The sequence below is a fragment of the Arthrobacter sp. B0427-1-12 genome, from assembly GCF_059092905.1.
Genome location: NZ_JBNHIC010000006.1, coordinates 94,101 through 110,043 on the forward strand (window position 1 = coordinate 94,101; position 15,943 = coordinate 110,043).

Consider the following 15,943-nt stretch of genomic DNA (forward strand, 5'->3'; position numbering starts at 1 on the left):
CGTCGTACGCGCCGTCCCGTCAGCGCCCGGACTGGAAGCGGACGATCCGCTCCACCGCCTCGCGCACCGCATCCCGGCCCGCAGCGAAGGAGAGCCGGACGGAGCGGCGGCCGTTGACGGCGTCGAAATCCGATCCCGGCACCAGGGCGACGCCCTCCTGCTCCAGCAGGGCCTGGCAGTAATCCGCCGAGTCCGCGAAGCCGGCCAGCTGTTCGCCCAGGTCCGCATACAGGTAGAACGCACCGTCGGCGGGAGCGGCCGCGCCCCAGTTCAGGCGGCCCAGGTTCTCCAGCAGCAGCTGCCGGATGACGGCGAACTCGGCCACCGCCGCGTCCGCCTCCGCATACGAGACCTCGGTGAACGCCTCCACCGCGGCCAGCTGGGCGGGTGCCGGCGGACACAGCGCCACGTTGCCGGCGAGCGCGTCGATGGCCGGTGCCAGATCCGCGGGCATCAGCGCCCACCCCAGCCGCCAACCGGTCATCCCCCAGTACTTGGAGAAGGAGGAAACAACGACGCCGGTCCGGTCCAGTTCCCAAGCGCAGACGCCTTTGGCGTCGGGTGCCGAAGGATCCTGCGGGTAGGTGATGCCGTGGTAGATCTCGTCGCTGATCAGGCGGACCCCGTTGGCTGCGCACCAGCCGGTGAGTGCCTGCAGTTCGGCGCGGGAGACCATGGTGCCGGTGGGGTTGGCCGGGGAAGCGAGGATCAGGCCGGACAGCGGGCCGTGTTCGTCGGCGGCTGCCTCCAGCGCCGCCGGCGTGGGCTGATAGCGCACCTCCGGTCCGCAGTCGATCTCCACCACCTCGCAGCCCAGCGCTGCGAGGATGTTCCGGTACGCCGGGTAGCCGGGCCGGGCCAGGGCCACGCGGTCGCCGTGGCTGAAGGCGGCAAGGAACGCGAGCACGAAGGCGCCGGAGGAGCCGGTGGTGATGGCGACGTCGCCGGCCGTGATCTCCAGGCCATACCAGCGCCGGTAGTGGCCGGCCACCGCTTCGCGGAGTTCGCGGACACCTAGCGCGCCGGTATAGTGCAGCGGCATCCCGGAGGCATGGATCTCGGCGGCGCGGCGGGAGACGTCCCCGGGAGCTCCGCCGGCGGGCTCGCCCGCGCAGAGGGAAATAATGTCCCGGCCCGCCGCCCGCAGGTCCGCGACCCGGTTGAGGATGTTCATGACTTCGAACGGCGGGACCAGGGCGCGGTCTGCGACCTTCAGCGGCGGGACATTCACGTGGGTCTCCGATCGGTGGACGTGCGGGGGGTGGCTCCAGCTTGCCACACCGGCCCACTCTCCCCTTTGAGGCATCCAGTGCCACCTCGTGCGTCTTGTATAACAAGTAGCAGACTTATACGATAAGTGAAGCAGCGACCCTCGCCGAAGGATGCCCTTGGATGACCACAGACACCCAGCTCCACAACCCGCCCGTGCGGTCCGACGGTGAGGCCACGCCGGACCGCGTTCGCCACGCGAAGCTCTCCACGCTGACCCTGCCGCTGGATACGCCCATCAGCGACGCCAAGGTGCTGACCGGACGGCAGAAGCCGATGACCGAGATCGTCTTCCTCTTCGCCGAGATCACCACCGAAAACGGCCACCAGGGAATCGGCTTCAGCTATTCCAAGCGGGCCGGAGGCCCGGCCCAGTACGCCCATGCCAGGGAGGTCGCGGACAATCTGATCGGCGAGGACCCCAGCGACATCGGCCGGATCTACCAGAAGCTCCTGTGGGCCGGAGCATCGGTGGGACGCAGCGGCGTAGCCACGCAGGCGCTCGCGGCCATCGACATCGCGCTCTACGACCTCAAGGCCAAACGCGCCGGACTCCCGCTGGCCAAGCTGCTGGGCGCCTACCGCGACTCGGTACGGACCTACAACACCTCCGGCGGCTTCCTGCACGTTTCGATCGAAGAGGTCAAGGACCGCGCCACACAGTCGCTGGCCGACGGCATCGGCGGCATCAAGATCAAGGTCGGCCAGCCGGAGACCAAGACGGACCTGGCCCGCGTGGCCGCGGTCCGCGAACATCTGGGCGACGACGTGCCGCTGATGGTGGATGCGAACCAGCAGTGGGACCGCCCCACCGCCATCCGCCTGGGCCGGGCGCTGGAGAAGTTCAATCTGGTCTGGATCGAAGAGCCGCTGGATGCCTACGACGCCGAGGGCCACGCCCAGCTGGCCCAGGCACTGGACACGCCCATCGCCACGGGTGAGATGCTCTCCAGCGTGGCCGAACACATCAGCCTGATCGACCATCGCTCCGCGGACATCATTCAGCCGGACGCGCCGCGGATCGGCGGCATCACTCCGTTCCTGCGCCTGGCGGCACTGGCGGACCAGGCCGGCCTCCAGTTGGCCCCGCACTTCGCCATGGAAATCCACCTGCACCTGGCCGCTGCCTACCCGCGCGAACCGTGGGTGGAGCACTTCGAATGGCTGAACCCGCTGTTCAACGAGCGGCTCGAGACGCGGAACGGCCGCATGATCGTCCCGAACCGGCCCGGGCTCGGCTTCACGCTCAGCGGGCAGGCGCAGGCCTGGACCACCGATTCGGTAGAGTTCGGCCGCCGGTGAGCATGCGCGAAGAACAGCACCACGAGCCCCCGGAGCGCGGCGCCCGGGGGCTCACCCACGGCGTCGTCGAGCAGTTGCGGGACCGGATCATCCGCGGCCACTTCCAGCCCGGTGAGAAGCTGCCCTCGGAGAGCATGCTGATGGATCAGTTCGCGGTCAGCCGCACGGTGGTCCGGGAGGCCGTCTCCCGGCTGCAGGCCGCGGGCCTGGTCGAGACCTACCGGGGCAAGGGAAGCTTCGTGCTGACCCGGCCCAGCGAGGAGTCCTTCGAAGTCAGTCCCGAGGGGCTGCACACGGTGGCGGGCCGCTTGGAACTGCTGGACTTCCGGCTGGGTATCGAGGCAGAGGCGGCCGCCCTGGCCGCCCGCCGGCGGACCGATGCCCAGCTGCAGGACATCGAAAGCGCCCTGAGATCCTTTGCCGCGAGCCGCGACAAGCCCAGCGGCGCGGTCGACGCGGACTACCGCTTCCACCGGAACATCGCCCTCGCCGCGAACAACCGCTACTACGCCCAGCTGCTGGCGTCCCTGGGGCCAACGATGATCGCCATGCCGCAGACCCGGCTCGGGGCCGCGGACGACGCCGGCCGCGAAGCCCACTTCGACCGTGTCACCTACGAGCACGAGTCAATCTGTGCCGCGATCACCCGGCAGGACGCCGCCGGTGCCGCGGCGGCGATGCGGACGCACCTGGCCAATTCGCGGGACCGCCTCGCCCGCCGTTCCGGCTAGTCCCCCCAGAAGGACGATGGCGACGGCGGCGGGCCGAGTTGCATAACCCGGCCCGCCGCCGTCGTACGTCCTTTTAAGGTGCCTATCAGCTCTCCGGAGCCTTCACCGCCAGCACCGGCCGGTCGGCCTGGAGCAGGATGCGCTGGGCCTGGCTGCCCAGGATGAACTTGCCCACCTGCGAGCGCTTGCGGAGTCCGATCACGATCAGGGAGGCGCCGGCTTCCTCGGCCACCTGCATGAACTCGTCGGTCAGGTCGTCCGTGTGGCCGGGCTGGCGCACCGTGGCGGTGACGCCGGCGTCGGCGGCCCGCTTCAGCAATTCCTCCACCTGGTCGGCGGAAGCCAGAGAGGCGTCAACCGGAGCGCCCTTCCTCGGCGAATTCAGGATGACGATGTCCTTATTGCGCAGTTTGGCTTCTTCGATGCCCGCCGCCAAGGCGGCTTCGCCCTCGGGGGTCGGCAGATAGCCGATCAGGATGGTCATACCAGTTCCTTTTCTTTCTCGGGGGCGTTCTTGGCGCGTGCCTTCTTGACGGCGTTCTGGATGAGCGGCAGGAAGACGACGACCAGGAACAGCAGCAGGAGCACGCCGGAGATGGGGCGGCTGACGAAGCCGGCGGCGTCGCCGCCGAAGACCAGCAGCGAACGGCGCAGGTTTTCCTCCAGCAGGGCGCCGAGCACGAAGGCCAGCACCAGCGGGCCGGGTTCGAAGCCGAACTTCTTCATCAGGTAGCCGACGGCCCCGAAGAAGATGACCAGCGCGATGTCGAAGACGCTGTTGTTGAGCGTGTAGACACCGACCAGCGTGATCAGCACGGTGATGGGCGCCAGAATCGCGGCGCGCACACGCAGGATCCGCACGAAGACGCCCACCAGCGGAATGCTCAGGATCAGCAGCAGGATGTTGCCGATGTACATCGAGTTGACGACGCCCCAGAAGAGCTCCGGCTCGTTGCCCACCAGCTGGGGGCCGGGAGTCACGCCGTGGATCAGCAGGGCACCGAAGATGATCGCCATGGTGGCGTTGGCGGGGATGCCCAGGGTCAGCAGCGGAATGAACGACGACGTCGCCGCCGCGTTGTTGGCCGACTCCGGGGCGGCAACGCCTTCGACCGCTCCCCTGCCGAAACGTGAGGGGTCCTTGGCCCGCTTCTTCTCCATCGCGTACGCGGCCAGCGAGGACAGCGTGGCGCCGCCGCCGGGCAGGATGCCGAGGAAGAAACCGAGGACGGAGCCGCGGCCGATGGCGCCGGAGGACTGCTTGAGGTCCTTGCGGGAGGGCCAGACGTTGGCCACCTTGGACGGGGCCTGCACCTTGTTGTGCCGCTCCTCCAGGTTGTACAGGATTTCGCCCAGGCCGAAGATGCCCATGGCGATCGGCACGAAGTCCAGACCGTCGGCCAGGGACAGGCTGCCGAAGGTGAACCGGGATTCGCCGGTGAAGCCGTCGCGGCCCACGGTGGCCAGCAGCAGGCCCAGGCAGGCGGCGATAATCGACTTCATCTTGCCGCCGTTGCTGACCGTCGCCACGAGCAGGATGCCCAGCATGGCCAGCGCGGTGTATTCCGGCGGACCGAAGTCCAGCGCGAAGCCGGCCACGATGGGGGCCAGCAGGGTCAGGCCGAAGATGGAGACGGTGCCGCCGATGAAGGAGCCGATGGCGGCGATGCCCAGGGCGGTGCCGGCCTTGCCGTTCTTCGCCAGCGCGTAGCCGTCGAAGACTGTAACCACCGAGGATGCCTCACCCGGCAGGCGCAGGAGCACCGATGTAATGGTTCCGCCGTACTGGGCGCCGTAGAAGATACCGGCCAGCATGATGATGGCAGTCACCGGTTCGACGGCGAAGGTCAGCGGGAGCAGGATGGCGATGGTCGCTGCCGGGCCAAGTCCCGGAAGAACGCCGATCAGCATGCCGATCAGCACGCCGATGAGGCAGTAGAGCAGGTTCATCGGTTCCAGTACGACACCGAAGCCGCTGATAACCGGGTCAAGAAATTCCATGAGGTATCCCTACAAAAGATGGGGAATGGGCACGCTGAGTGCCATGACGAAGATCAGGTAGAAGGCGGCGACGACTGCGAAGCTGAGCACCACCGACATCCGCCAGGTTTCCTTGCCAAGGAACTTCAGCCAGATGAATGTCAGCAGCAGGGCCGGGATTTCGAAGCCGATCGCGCCGACCAGCAGGACGAACCCGATCATGGTGGCCAGCCCGGCCAGAACCTGCCAGCTGGAGCCGGAGAACTTTTCCGCGTCCCGGGACTTGCGCCCGAACGCGGCCTGCGCGGCGGCCAGCGCCACCAGCACGAGCGAGATGATGAACGGCCACATGCCGGGTTCCGGCGCGGCCGGGGTTCCCAGGCCAAGGGCCAGCGAACCCACGATGCCGGCTGTTCCGACGGCGGCAACCGCCAGGGCTGCGGCCAGATTGGCCAGCGGGCCCGCAGCCGGCGACCGGTCCTCTTCCCAGAGTTCCGCAAGCTGCTCCGGGGTCAGGTCGTCTGGGTTCACTGCATCCTCCACAGCCGCCGCACCGGCGGCAGCCGAGCGGCTGCCGCCGGTGCGGAGAGCATCACGGTATGATGTGGTCACTGTCCGCCGCCGAGGTCGATGCCGTGCTCCTCGGTGAGCTGCTTGTACTTCTCGGCGTAACCGGCCCAGTCCTCGGCCAGCTCGGCGCCGTCGATCTCCTTCGGCGTGAAGAGGTTCTCTTCATTGAACTTCTGGTAGGCCTCGGACTCGAAGGCCGCGGTGAAGGCTGCGCGGAGCTCCTCAAGGACCGGCTCCGGGGTGCCCTTCGGTGCGGCGATCGCACGGTACTGGGAGACCGGTACGTCGTATCCGGCTTCGATCGCGGTGGGGGTGTCCGGCAGGTACTGGTTGCGCTCTTCGGAGAAGGTGACGATCGGGGTCAGCTTGCCGGCTTCGATCTGCGGCATGGCCTCGCCGAGCTGGATGGTGGCCAGGTCCACCTGGTTGCCCAGCAGCGCAGTCATGGCGGGCGAACCGCCGTCGAACGGTACGTCGGTGCCCTCGATGCCCGCCTGCTTGAACAGCAGTGCCTGGGCCAGCTGACTGCCGGTACCCACGCCGGTGGTGGCGAAGTTGAACTGCTTGCCGGCGCCGGTGAGATCGTCCATGGTCTTCAGGCCGGAATCGGCATTGGCCACAAGGACGTAGTCGTCCTGGGAAATGCCGGTGACGATTTCGAATTCGTCCAGAGTGACGGCCTCCTCCGCGGGGACGGCCAGCGGAGTGATGGCAATCAGCGAGGCGTTCAGCAGGATCAGGTTCTGGCCGTCCGGCTCAGCGGCGGTGACCTCCTTGGTGGCGAGCGCGCCGTTGGCGCCCGGCTTGTTGACCACCGGAATTGGTGCGCCCAGCGCGTCGCTGGCGTTTTCCGCGACGGCGCGGCCGATCAGGTCGGTGCTGCCGCCCGGATCCTGGCCGATGGTCAGGGTCACCGGTCCGGAGGGGAACTCGCTGCCCTCTCCGGCCGCGCCGGAGGTGCCGACATTGCCACCGCAGGCGGTCAGCGTCATCGCAACTGCGACGGCGGCGCCCGCCGCCATCCCCGAGCGGCGGCTGAACTTGAGCTTGTTCATCTAAATCTCCTAGCAACGTGAGTCTGTTCGGCTGCGGCGGTATTTGTGAACCCCATCACCTGCCGTGCCGCTGTTGGAAGCCTAAACGCACGTACGATGCCTGTCTAAGTTCATTACTGCATGAAGTGATACCCTCTCTGCATCATGTATTCCCTTGACCAACTCCGCGGCTTTGTCGCCGTCGCCGAGGAGCTCCACTTCGGCAGGGCCGCCGAACGCCTGAACATGACCCAGCCGCCGCTGAGCCGCCAGATCCAGAAGCTCGAGCGGTCCATTGACGTGCAACTCTTCGAGCGGGACAACCGGCGGGTGAGCCTGACGGCCGCCGGCGAAGCCTTTCTATCCGAGGCCCGGAAGCTGCTGGCCTTGGCGGACAGCGCCCCTGACCACGCGCGGCGCATCTCGGCCGGCTCCGCTGGCATCATCCGGATCGGCTTCACTGCGGCGTCAACGTTCGGCCTGCTTGGGGCGCTGCTGAACGAACTTGCCGGCCAGCTCCCCGAAATCGACATCGACCTGCGGGAGATGGTCACCCGTGAGCAGGTGGCCGCTCTGGCCAAGGGGGAGATCGACCTCGGACTGGCCCGGCCGCCCTTCGATGACGAGCAGTTCGATTCCCGACTGCTCTACCGGGAATCGATGGTCGTGGCCGTCCCGGCCGGCCATCGTCTGGCCCGGCTCGGACGGCCGGTCAATGCCGAGGATCTCAAGCACGAGCCCCTCATCATGCATTCGCCCACACATGCCCGGTACTTCTACGATCTCGTGGTCGGCCTGGTACCGATCGCGCACCAGAATGTCGTCCACACGGTGCGCCAGGTCCTGACCATGGTGTCCCTCGTCGCGGCTGGGCGCGGGGCAGCGCTGGTTCCGCATTCGGCCACGGTACTGGGCATTGAAGGCGTGGAATACGCCGAGCTCAGCGGCCTCAAGAAGGACCCGGTGGAGCTGCATGCCATCTGGAGGCGGGACTCGAAGAACCCCGCGCTGCACCGGATCCTGGACTACATCAATGAATCGACGGCGTAGCCCAGGAGGCATAGCTCAGCAGCCCCAACGATGCTCCCCGGGTATGAGTCCATTCAAAAACACTCTTAGACAAGCATCACATCGGTCCCTAGGCTGATCTGCGTATCCACCGTCACAGTGCGGCCCGGGCCCCTCCCGGCCGCCCCACCAAAGGACTTTCGCCATGGCACAGCTGACTCCAGCCGAACTCGCTGCCCGACTCAAATCCGGACTGCTCTCGTTCCCGGTGACGCACTTCGACGCGGACCTGCAGTTCGACGAGGCACGGTACCGCGAGCACCTCGCCTGGCAGGCCAGCTACGACGTTGCCGGGCTGTTTGCCGCCGGCGGGACCGGTGAGGGATTCTCCCTGACGCCGGCGGAAATGGAACGCGTGGTCCGGGTGGCCGTCGATGAGATCGGCGGCAAGGTTCCCGTACTGGCCTCCGCTGGCGGGTCCACCGCCCAGGCTGTGCAGAACGCCAGGGATGCCGAGGCTGCAGGGGCGGAGGGCCTGCTGCTGCTGCCCCCGTATCTGACCGAATGCGACCAGGCCGGCCTATTCGCCCACGTCTCGGAGGTATGCGCCGCAACGAACATCGGCGTGATCGTCTACAACCGCGCCAACGCCATCTACTCGGCGGACACGGTCGCAAAGCTGGCGGAGCGTCACCCCAACTTCATCGGCTTCAAGGATGCACTCGGCGATATTGAGCACCTGACCAAGGTCTACGCCAAGAACGGCGATCGGCTGTTCTACCTTGGCGGCCTGCCCACGGCCGAAACTTTTGCCCTGCCGCTACTGCAGCTGGGCATGAGCACGTATTCCTCCGCCATGTACAACTTCGTGCCCGAGTTCGCCCTGGAGTTCTACCGCGACGTGCGCAACCAGGACCGGGTCGCCGTCAACGAAAAGCTGAACCGGTTCGTACTCCCCTACCTGGAGATCCGGGACCGGGCCAAGGGCTACGGCGTCTCCATCGTCAAGGGCGGCCTGAAGGCGATCGGCCGGGACACCGGACCGGTCCGCCCCCCGCTGCAGGACCTGACCGCAACCGACATTTCCGACCTGGCCGCGTTGATCGATGCTGCAGGCATCCGTCCGCGGGATGCAGCCATCGCCCAGCCTGCCTGACTCAACGACAGCACCCCCAGCAGTCATAAGGAGTACTTGATGCCCACTACGCAAACCTCTCTGGCCGGCCACTCGATCATTGCCGGCGTCCCGGTTCCCGGCAACGGCCGGACCGTCAACGGCTTCGATCCGCGGACCAATGACGCCCTGGAGCCGGCCTACACCCTGATCGATGAGGCCCAGCTGGCCACAGCCACCGCTGCCGCGGAAGAGGCGTTCGAAAGCTTCAGCTCGCTCGATCCGGAAACACACGCTGCCTTCCTGGAGAAAATCGCGGACAATATCGAGGCTGCCGGCACCGAACTGGTGGAGCGCGCCATGGCCGAAACGGGTCTGCCGCAGGCGCGCCTGACCGGTGAACTCGGGCGGACCACCGGCCAGCTTCGCCTCTTCGCTGCGGTAGTCCGCCAGGGCGACCACCGCGGAGTGCGGATTGACCCCGCCCAGCCGGAGCGGCAGCCCATGCCCCGGGCGGACATCCGCCAGCGCAAGGTCGCCCTCGGCCCGGTGGCCGTCTTCGGCGCCAGCAACTTTCCCCTGGCCTTCTCGACCGCCGGCGGGGACACTGCCTCCGCTCTGGCCGCCGGTTGCCCGGTGGTCTTCAAAGCCCACAACGCCCACCCGGGCACCAGTGAAATCGTGGGCCAGGCCATCACCGATGCCGTGCGCGACTGCGGGCTGCACCCGGGCGTGTTCTCCTTGGTCTACGGCCCGGGAACGAGCATCGGGCAGGCACTTGTAGCCGATCCGGCCATCAAGGCCGTCGGCTTCACCGGGTCCCGTTCCGGTGGCACGGCGCTGATGGCCACTGCGGCTGCCCGGCCGGAACCGATTCCGGTCTACGCCGAGATGAGCTCCATCAATCCGGTCTTCTTCTTCGACGGCGCGCTCAAGGGCGATCCCGATGCGCTGGCCCAGGCCTACGCCGCGTCGGTAACAGGCTCCAGCGGACAGCTCTGCACGGCTCCCGGACTCGTCTTCGTTCCTGCCGGCGAAACGGGTGACCGGTTCGCCGCAGCTGTCAACCGGGCCATGTCCGAGGCCCGGGGCCAGACCATGCTGACCAAGGGCATCGCCGAGTCGTGGACCTCCGGTGTCGAGTCCCTGGGAGCCCAGGACGGCGTCGAACTGGTTGCCCGCGGGCAGGCCGGAGAGACCCGGAACGCTCCGGCACCCATGGTCTTCGGCACCAAGGTGGAAACCTTCCTGTCGAACACCGTGCTGCACGAGGAAATCTTCGGCGCCGCCTCGCTGATCGTCCGGTACGCATCGGCCGAAGAACTGGTCCAGGCAGCGCGCAGGCTGGAGGGCCAGCTGACCGCCACGCTGCATCTGACCGACGAGGACCACCCGACGGTGGCGCCGCTGCTGCCGGTGCTGGAGCGCAAGGCCGGGCGGATCCTGGCGAATGGCTGGCCGACCGGCGTCGAAGTGGGCCATGCAATGGTCCACGGCGGGCCGTTCCCGGCCACCTCGGACAGCCGCACCACTAGTGTCGGCACCCTGGCGATCGAGCGCTTCCTGCGCCCCGTCGCATACCAGAACATCCCGGACGCGCTGCTGCCGGCCGCCGTCCGCGGGTCCAACCCATGGAACCTCAACCGCCGCATCGACGGCACCATCGAGCGCGCAGGAGAGTAGCCGCATGAGCAACCAGCCCACCATCGTCTCGGTCGAGGCCGTTCCGGTCGCCGGCCATGACAGCATGCTGCTGAACCTCAGCGGCGCGCATGCACCGTTCTTCACCCGCAACATCGCCATCGTCACCGACAGCAACGGCAACACCGGCCTGGGTGAAGTCCCCGGCGGCGAGGCCATCCGCAGCACCATCGAGGAGGCCGGCGAACTCCTGGTGGGCCAGCCGATCGCCCGGTTCCGGCAGCTGCTGCGCCAGGTGGCGGCCACGTTCGCGGACCGCGACGCCGGCGGCCGTGGTGCGCAGACCTTCGACCTGCGCACCACCATCCATGCAGTCACCGCGCTGGAATCCTGCTTGCTGGACCTGACGGGCCAGCACCTGGAAGTGCCCGTGGCGGAGCTGCTGGGCGAGGGGCAGCAGCGGGACAGGGTCCAGATGCTCGGTTACCTCTTCTATATCGGCGACCGGAAGAAGACGGACCTGCCCTACCTGGCCGAAGAGAATCCGGCCGACGACTGGGAGCGCCTGCGCCGCGAAGAGGCCATGACGCCGGAGGCGATCGTGGCCCTGGCCGAGGCCGCGCAGCAGCGCTACGGTTTCCAGGACTTCAAGCTCAAGGGCGGCGTCCTGCAGGGCAAGGAGGAGGTTGCTGCCGTCACGGCCCTGGCCGAGCGGTTCCCCGAGGCCCGCATCACCTTGGATCCCAACGGCGGCTGGCTGCTGAAGGACGCGATCGAACTGTGCAGCGGGCTGCGCAATGTCCTGGCCTACGCCGAGGATCCGTGCGGTCCGGAGGGAACCTACTCCGGCCGTGAAACCATGGCCGAGTTCCGCCGGGTCACCGGGCTGCCGACCGCCACCAACATGATCGCCACCGACTGGCGCCAGATGGCCCACGCCATCCGGTCCAACGCCGTCGACATTCCGCTGGCGGACCCGCACTTCTGGACCATGCAGGGCTCCGTGCGCGTGGCCCAGCTGTGCAGCGATTTCGGACTGACCTGGGGCTCCCACTCCAACAACCATTTCGATATCTCGCTGGCCATGTTCACCCATGTGGGCGCGGCGGCACCGGGCCGGATCACGGCCCTGGACACGCACTGGATCTGGCAGGACGGCCAGGGCCTGACCCGGGACCCGCTGCAGATCAAGGACGGCTACATCGAGGTCCCGCAGCGCCCCGGCCTGGGCATCGAGCTGGACCGTCAGGCACTCGAGGACGCGCACCGGCTGTACCTGCAGCATGGCCTGGGCGCCCGCGACGACGCCCTGGCCATGCAGTACCTGATTCCGGGCTGGCAGTTCGACCCGAAGCGGCCGGCACTGGTGCGCTAGGTTGCCACACGGGTTCCGGCCGCTTGCCCTTGGAGCAAGCGGCCGGAGCCCGCTTCCATTTCACGCGCGATACCACGCGGTTCGATTCCATCCGGAGGGCTTTTGGGCGGTGTACTGGTCGGCTTCGCCATCGTCGGTGCGGTCATCCTGGTCGGCTACATCGCCGCCCGGTTCCGGATCGGCGGACCGCAGGCCGGGCAGGCGCTGACCCAGACGGCCTTCTTCATCACCAACCCGGCCCTGCTGTTCACCGTGCTGGCCCAGGCGGACCTGGCCGCGGTCTTCTCCGCCTACGTGCCGGTGGCGCTGGTCTCGGCTGTGGCCACGGCCCTGCTCTACGTCCTGCTGAGCCTGGTCTGGTTCCGCCGTCCGGCGGCAGAAACCGCCGTCGGCGCCATGGCCAGCTCCTATGTGAACGCCAACAATATCGGCATCCCGATCGCCCTGTATGCACTGGGCAACGCCACGCCCGTGGCGCCCGTACTGCTGGTCCAGCTGCTGCTGCTGGCACCGACATACCTGGCCATCCTGGACCTGACCTCCGGGCGGAAACCGTCATTGAAGAACATCCTGACCCAGCCGGTCCGCAATCCCATGATCATCGCATCCTTCCTGGGCGTGCTGGTGGCGTGGACCGGCGTCGAACTGCCCGACGTTGTCTGGGAGCCGCTCATGCTGCTGGGCGGCGCCGCCGTCCCGCTGGTGCTGATGGCCTTCGGGATGTCCCTGCGCGGCAGCCGGCCGCTGAAAATCAGCCAGGGCCGGGCCGAAATCATCACGGCAACGGCCCTCAAATCCGCGGTCATGCCGGTGCTCACCTATCTGGTGGCCCGGTTCCTGTTCCGGCTCGAGGACCAGCAGGTCTTCGGCGCCGTGCTCATGGCGGCGCTGCCCTCCGCCCAGAACGTGTTCCTCTTCGCCAGCCGCTACGGCCGCGGAATTGCCGTGGCCCGCGACGTCGTGCTGCTCTCCTCCATAATGGCCGTCCCCGCGCTCGTCGCCGCGGCCTGGCTGCTCAGCTGATACCCACTGGAACCGGCGCTCAGTCCGGGCCCGGCCCCAGCCCCAGCTCCCCGTGGGTGACGCCCATGCACCGCTCGGCGACCACGCTGAGGCCGGCGTCGGCCGCTAGCCGGATGGCCTCCTCGGTGTGGGTGCCGGGCTGGAACCACAGCACCTTGGCGCCGCTGGCGACCGCGTCACGGGCCACGATCTCCGCCTCGGCAGGCGGCCGGAAGACGTCGACCACGTCGACCGCGCCCTCGATTCCGGCGAGCGAAGCGACCGCGCTTCGGCCCAGGATCTCCCCACCGCCGGGATTGACCGGAATGATCTCGTAGCCCTGGTCCTGCAGGTACCGCGGAATGGCGTTGGCGGGCTTGCCTTCCTTGGCGGACGCACCCACCACCGCGATGGTCTTCGCGTCCTGGTAAATACGGAGCAGATCCTCCTTCGAGTCCACCCTGCCGCCGGAGCTGTTATTGGGCGTCATACTGCCTCCCTTGTCGGGCCCATCACGTTCCTTACCCACGCGATCCTATGCCCTCCAAGCGCGCGCAGGCCACCGTTCCGCCTCAGCCCAGCCGGGCTCAGCCTCGCCCGCCCGGCCCGTGGACTCCCGCACCCGCAACTGTGTGGGCAGCACGTCCACCAGCACCTTGCCGGCCTGCTCCACCGGCGCTGCCAGCGTGGTCAGCGGCGGCTCGCAGAAGTCCGAGCCAAAGGTGTAGTCATAGCCACCACGCTGACCTCTGCCGGCACCCGAACGCCGCGGTTGAGGAAGCGGCGCAGCACGCCGATCACGAGCTGGTCGTTAAAGGCGACGACGGCGGTCGCCGCACCCTGGGCCACGGTGGCCAGGAAGGGACCGGCCTTCGCCAGCGTGATGCCGGCCGCCTTCGACGCCGCGGACAGCGCCTGCCAGCGCTTCGCGTCCGACCATGATGCCCGCGGCCCGGAAAGATACAGGATCGACTCAGGCCCCAGAGAGGCCAGATGCTCCACGATCTGCCCGCTGCCGTCCGCCGAGTCCGTCACGACGCTGGACAGCCCCTCCACCTCGCGGTTGAACAGGACCACTGGCCGCTGGCGGTGCAGTTCCGCGTCGGACAGCCAGCGCGCGGCGATCATGAACCCGTCCACGATCCCGCGCAGCCGCTTGATGTGGGCGCGCTCCAGTTCCGAGGCCCCCGCGGCATCCCGCAGGACCACGGTGTAGCCGGCGGCGCCTGCCTGCCGTTCGGCGCCCTTGATCAGTCCCAGATAATACGGGGTTGGCGATGTCCTGCACCAGCAGGTCCAGAGTCCGGGCCTGGGGCCCGGGGGCCGTCTCGGTCAGCGGATGCGGCCGGTAGCCCATGGCGGCGATGGCCTGGATGTGCTCCACAGTCTGGAAGTTGACCCGTTCGGGATTGGAGAACGCGCGGGAGACGGTGGACGGTGCGACGCCGGCCTCCCGGGCGATCTCGTAGAGCCGGACCGGCCGCGGCAGGGTTCGCCTCCGGCCGCCTGCTTCCTCAGTCATCTGCGCACCTCCGGCGCCCATTGTGGCACGATTTGGCAATTCTATTGCCGCCGCTGTGTGGGCCGTGCCACTGTGGAGCCGTCGCCCGACCCCCGTCACAGAAGGAACACGCATGCAGCCCTCACCCGCGCCCCTGCGCATCGGCATCATCGGCGCCGGCTTCATGGGCCGCCGGCATGCCGGCTTCGTCGCCGCCGAACCGGCCACCGAGCTGACTGCCGTCGCGGATCCGTTCAGCAAGGATCTGGCCCAGGCCTCCGGCGTGCCGCACTTCACGGACCACCGCGACCTGCTGGCCAGCGGCCTGGTCGATGCGGTCATCATTGCCAATCCCAACGCCGCCCACGTGGCCACCGCCGTCGACTGCCTCAACGCCGGCGTCCCGGCCCTGCTGGAGAAGCCCGTCGCCACGTCCCTGGCCGAGGTCCGAGAACTGTCCGCCGCCCAGCAGCAGAACAGCACCCCGATCCTGGTGGGCCACCACCGGCGCCACCATCCGGCCGTGGCCGCGGCCCGCCGGGTCATTGCCGACGGCGGCCTCGGCCGCCTGGTCGCGGTCAGCGGCATGTGGCTGACACGGAAAGCAGACAGCTATTTCGACGCCGACTGGCGCCGCCGCAAGGGGGCCGGCGTTATGCTCGTCAATCTGGTCCACGACCTGGATCTGCTGCGCTTCATCTGCGGCGAGATCACCTCGGTCCAGGCCCGGGTCAGCAACAGGGTGCGCGGCTTCGAGGTGGAGGACACCGCCAGCCTGGTCCTGGAGTTCGACGGCGGCGCGCTGGGTTCGTTCGTCGTATCCGATGCCGCGGTCTCACCGTGGAGCTGGGACCAGGCCACCGAGGACGATCCGACGTTCCCCTATTTCCCGGGGACCAACTGCTACTCGATCGCCGGCACCGAAGGCTCGCTGTCCTTCCCGCAACTGGCCCACTACCGCCACGCCGGCACGCACCGCGAGGCCGGCAGCGCGGACTGGAACCATCCGCTGAGCGTCAGCTATGAACCGCGGAACCCCGGCGATTCCTACACCAACCAGCTGCGGCACTTTGCCGCCGTCGCCCGCGGTGCGGAGCAGCCGCTGGTGACGCTGGACGACGCCGGCCGCACCCTCGCGCTGATCGAAGCCGCCCAGCGTGCTTCGGAGACCGGCGGCGCCGTCGGAATCGCCGATATCCTGGCCAGGAGTGCCGCATGACCCGCCCCGTTTCCCTCGCGGCCCTCACGGTCCTAGACGTGGAGATCCTGCGGCTGAAGCCGTCGTATATTCCCCCCGAAGGCGAGCTGGCCATCAACGCCGCCCGCGGCGTGGTGTTGGCCGCCGGCGGTTTCCCGAACGACGTCGAACGCCGCCGCGAACTGTGCCCGAAGACCCCCACGGGCCGGGAGCACTAG

Annotated in this window: 15 protein-coding genes and 2 pseudogenes; 9 read left to right on the forward strand and 8 right to left on the reverse strand. The window is 68.1% G+C overall.

What is annotated here, in order from left to right; translation table 11 throughout:
- Positions 1 to 19: 19 nt before the first annotated feature.
- Positions 20 to 1,174, reverse strand: a complete 1,155-nt coding sequence (locus tag AC5RWU_RS06590) for a pyridoxal phosphate-dependent aminotransferase (protein ID WP_494031816.1) — start codon at positions 1,172 to 1,174, stop codon at positions 20 to 22.
- Positions 1,175 to 1,392: 218 nt separating this feature from the next.
- Here AC5RWU_RS06590 and AC5RWU_RS06595 point away from each other — a divergent pair, with 218 nt between their 5' ends.
- Entirely contained in the window at positions 1,393 to 2,571 is a 1,179-nt protein-coding gene (locus AC5RWU_RS06595) for an L-talarate/galactarate dehydratase (RefSeq protein WP_494031787.1), read from the forward strand.
- A gap of 2 nt (positions 2,572 to 2,573) precedes the next feature.
- Positions 2,574 to 3,302, forward strand: coding sequence for a FadR/GntR family transcriptional regulator (locus AC5RWU_RS06600; protein ID WP_494031815.1), 729 nt, complete (start codon positions 2,574 to 2,576; stop codon positions 3,300 to 3,302).
- A gap of 85 nt (positions 3,303 to 3,387) precedes the next feature.
- Here AC5RWU_RS06600 and AC5RWU_RS06605 read toward each other — a convergent pair whose 3' ends face one another.
- From AC5RWU_RS06605 to AC5RWU_RS06620, 4 genes are all read right to left on the reverse strand, one after another.
- Positions 3,388 to 3,786 carry a universal stress protein gene (locus tag AC5RWU_RS06605; RefSeq protein WP_494031786.1) on the reverse strand — a complete coding sequence of 133 codons (399 nt, stop codon included), beginning with the start codon at positions 3,784 to 3,786 and terminating at the stop codon, positions 3,388 to 3,390.
- Positions 3,783 to 5,303, reverse strand: coding sequence for a tripartite tricarboxylate transporter permease (locus AC5RWU_RS06610; protein WP_494031785.1), 1,521 nt, complete (start codon positions 5,301 to 5,303; stop codon positions 3,783 to 3,785). The genes AC5RWU_RS06605 and AC5RWU_RS06610 overlap by 4 nt, the downstream gene beginning before the upstream one ends.
- Positions 5,304 to 5,312: 9 nt before the next feature.
- A complete protein-coding gene (locus tag AC5RWU_RS06615; RefSeq protein ID WP_494031784.1) occupies positions 5,313 to 5,813 on the reverse strand; it encodes a tripartite tricarboxylate transporter TctB family protein in 501 nt (166 codons plus the stop codon).
- A gap of 77 nt (positions 5,814 to 5,890) precedes the next feature.
- A complete protein-coding gene (locus tag AC5RWU_RS06620) occupies positions 5,891 to 6,907 on the reverse strand; it encodes a tripartite tricarboxylate transporter substrate binding protein (protein ID WP_494031783.1) in 1,017 nt (338 codons plus the stop codon).
- Between the two features lie 144 nt (positions 6,908 to 7,051).
- On the opposite strand from AC5RWU_RS06620, the gene AC5RWU_RS06625 reads away from it, so the two are divergent.
- The 5 genes from AC5RWU_RS06625 (at position 7,052) to AC5RWU_RS06645 (ending at position 13,047) form a co-directional block, all read left to right on the forward strand.
- Entirely contained in the window at positions 7,052 to 7,936 is an 885-nt protein-coding gene (locus tag AC5RWU_RS06625) for a LysR family transcriptional regulator (RefSeq protein WP_494031782.1), read from the forward strand.
- A 163-nt stretch (positions 7,937 to 8,099) separates the two neighbouring features.
- Positions 8,100 to 9,050, forward strand: coding sequence for a 5-dehydro-4-deoxyglucarate dehydratase (gene kdgD / locus AC5RWU_RS06630; protein WP_494031781.1), 951 nt, complete (start codon positions 8,100 to 8,102; stop codon positions 9,048 to 9,050).
- Positions 9,051 to 9,089: 39 nt separating this feature from the next.
- The gene (locus tag AC5RWU_RS06635) at positions 9,090 to 10,691 is read left to right on the forward strand and encodes an aldehyde dehydrogenase (NADP(+)) (protein WP_494031780.1); all 1,602 of its coding nucleotides are present in this window, start codon (positions 9,090 to 9,092) and stop codon (positions 10,689 to 10,691) included.
- Between the two features lie 4 nt (positions 10,692 to 10,695).
- Positions 10,696 to 12,024 (forward strand): enolase C-terminal domain-like protein, encoded by a 1,329-nt coding sequence (locus AC5RWU_RS06640; protein WP_494031779.1) that lies wholly within the window; start codon positions 10,696 to 10,698, stop codon positions 12,022 to 12,024.
- Between the two features lie 102 nt (positions 12,025 to 12,126).
- Positions 12,127 to 13,047, forward strand: coding sequence for an AEC family transporter (locus AC5RWU_RS06645; protein WP_494031778.1), 921 nt, complete (start codon positions 12,127 to 12,129; stop codon positions 13,045 to 13,047).
- A 19-nt stretch (positions 13,048 to 13,066) separates the two neighbouring features.
- Here the strand turns inward: AC5RWU_RS06645 and AC5RWU_RS06650 are convergent, their stop codons facing one another.
- From AC5RWU_RS06650 to AC5RWU_RS06660, 3 genes and pseudogenes are all read right to left on the reverse strand, one after another.
- A complete protein-coding gene (locus tag AC5RWU_RS06650) occupies positions 13,067 to 13,516 on the reverse strand; it encodes a CoA-binding protein (protein ID WP_494031777.1) in 450 nt (149 codons plus the stop codon).
- Positions 13,517 to 13,716: 200 nt separating this feature from the next.
- Positions 13,717 to 14,292: pseudogene (locus tag AC5RWU_RS06655) on the reverse strand (substrate-binding domain-containing protein); the annotation flags it as partial.
- 88 nt (positions 14,293 to 14,380) lie between these two features.
- Positions 14,381 to 14,713, reverse strand: a pseudogene (locus AC5RWU_RS06660) (LacI family DNA-binding transcriptional regulator); the annotation flags it as partial.
- Between AC5RWU_RS06660 and AC5RWU_RS06665 the strand changes: the two are divergent.
- A complete protein-coding gene (locus AC5RWU_RS06665; protein ID WP_494031776.1) occupies positions 14,661 to 15,746 on the forward strand; it encodes a Gfo/Idh/MocA family protein in 1,086 nt (361 codons plus the stop codon). The pseudogene AC5RWU_RS06660 and the gene AC5RWU_RS06665 overlap by 53 nt on opposite strands.
- On the forward strand, positions 15,743 to 15,943 hold the full coding sequence (locus AC5RWU_RS06670) for a hypothetical protein (RefSeq protein WP_494031775.1): 201 nt from the start codon (positions 15,743 to 15,745) through the stop codon (positions 15,941 to 15,943). The genes AC5RWU_RS06665 and AC5RWU_RS06670 overlap by 4 nt, the downstream gene beginning before the upstream one ends.